Genomic DNA, 1999 nt, shown 5'->3' on the forward strand with positions numbered 1-1999 from the left:
GCGTCCTTGGGCGACTGGTTCCAGATTTCGCGCCAGTCGCCGATGTCGGACCAGGCGAAATCGGTCTCGATCACCGCCGCGCGGTCGGTCTTCTCCATCACGCCGTAATCGAAGGACAGCTTCGGCGCATCGGCGAAGGCGTGTCCGAGGCGCAGCGCGCCGAGATCGTCGCCGGCCTCGGCGAGCGCGGTTTCCGCCGCCTCGGCGACCTCCGGCGCGCGCGCCGCGATCTCCGCCAGCGCGGCGTCGGCGCGGAAGCAGAACATGCCCGAATTCCACAAGCAGCCCTCGGCGATCAGCGCCGCGGCGCGCTCGGCGTCGGGCTTCTCGACGAAGGCCGCGATCCGCCGCGCGCCCGAGGGCAGCGCCGCGCCGGGCCGGATGTAGCCGTAGCCCGTCGCGGGGCTTTTCGGCGTCAGACCGAAAGCGACCAGGTCGCCCGCCGACGCCGCGCGCGCCGCCGCGCGCGCGGCGTCGGCGAAGGCGGCGGCGTCGGGGATCAGATGGTCGGAGGGCAGCACCATCATGATCTCCTCGGGGTCGCGGCGGGCGAGCAGCGCCGCGACGGCGGCGATCGCGGGCAGCGTGTCGCGCCCCTCTGGCTCGACGACGAGTTCGATCGGCGATCCCGCCGCGCGCGCCTGGTCGGCCGCCATGAACCGACCGCCCGCGCTTGCGACCACCACGGGCCTGGCGAAGGCCGCCCCGCCCGCCGCGATCCGCTCGAGCGTGCGCTGGAAGGGCGAGGCGCCGCCCAGGATCGACGCGTGCTGCTTGGCGAAGTCCTGACGCGAGAGCGGCCAGAGCCGGGTGCCCGAACCGCCGCACAGAATGACGGGAATGATCGACAAATCGTAGCCTCCGGCTGGTTGAGACGCGCGTCGTTATCCCCTATGCCGGGAGGCCTGAACAGGGCGTTGCGCTGCGGCGCCGCATTTTCGGAGCGCATGATGTTTCCGGTCCCCTCTTCCGCCGTCGCGCCGAACACGCCCGCCTTCTTCGAAGACCCGATGATCGCGCCCACCGGCTTTCGCGAATACGACGCGCGCTGGCGCTTCCCCGAGGAGATCAACCTCGTCGGGATGCAGGCCGTCGGGCTCGGCTTCGCGACCCAGCTCCACGAGACGGGCGCGCGGCCGCGCGTCGTCGTCGGCTGCGACTACCGCGCCTACGCGCCCGCGGTGAAGCAGGCGCTGATCCTCGGCCTCGTCGCCGGCGGCGCGGAAGTTCTCGACATCGGCGTCGGCCTATCGCCGATGGCCTATTTCGCCCAGTTCCACCTCGACGCCCCCGCCGTGGCCATGGTGACGGCGAGCCACAACCCCAATGGCTGGACCGGGGTCAAGATCGGGGCCGAGCCGCCGCTGACCCACGGCCCGGCGGAGATGGCGCGGCTGAAGGCGATCGTGCTCGGCGGCGCGGGCGTCGCGCGGCCCGGCGGGTCGTGGCGGCCCGTCCCTGGCCTGCGCGGGGCCTATATGGACGATCTCGCGGGCGATTTCCGACTGTCGCGGCCGCTGAAGGTCGTCTGCGCCTGCGGCAATGGCGGCGCGGGGATGATCGCGCCGGAGCTCCTGCGCCGGATCGGGGCGGAGGTCGTCGACCTGCACTGCCGCCCCGATTACGATTTCCCCAACTACAACCCCAACCCCGAGGCGATGGCCATGCTGCACGACATGGCCCGCGCCGTGCGCGAGAGCGGCGCGGACCTCGCGCTCGGCTTCGACGGCGACGGCGACCGCTGCGGCGTGGTCGACGACGAGGGCGAAGAGATCTTCGCCGACAAGGTGGGCGTGATGCTGGCGCGCGACTGGATCGCGCTCCATCCCGGCGCGACCTTCGTCGCCGACGTCAAGTCGACCGGGCTCTTCGCCGCCGACCCCGCGCTCGCCGGCGCGCGGATCGACTACTGGATGACCGGGCACAGCCACATGAAGCGGCGTGTGAAGGCGCTCGGCGCGCTCGCGGGCTTCGAGAAGTCGGGCCACTACTTCCTCGC

General features: G+C 72.3%; 2 protein-coding genes. One reads left to right on the top strand and one right to left on the bottom strand.

What is annotated here, in order from left to right; all coding sequences use genetic code 11:
• A partial coding sequence (locus tag V7Q31_RS18965; protein WP_333835394.1) for a sugar phosphate nucleotidyltransferase occupies window positions 1-851 on the bottom strand: 851 nt, incomplete at its 3' end.
• Window positions 852-947: 96 nt separating this feature from the next.
• Here V7Q31_RS18965 and V7Q31_RS18970 point away from each other — a divergent pair.
• Window positions 948-1999, top strand: a 1052-nt coding sequence (locus V7Q31_RS18970; protein ID WP_333835395.1) for a phosphomannomutase/phosphoglucomutase, incomplete at its 3' end; no start/stop codon positions are given.

It is taken from the genome of Rubrimonas sp. (assembly GCF_036788415.1).
Classification (GTDB): domain Bacteria; phylum Pseudomonadota; class Alphaproteobacteria; order Rhodobacterales; family Rhodobacteraceae; genus Rubrimonas.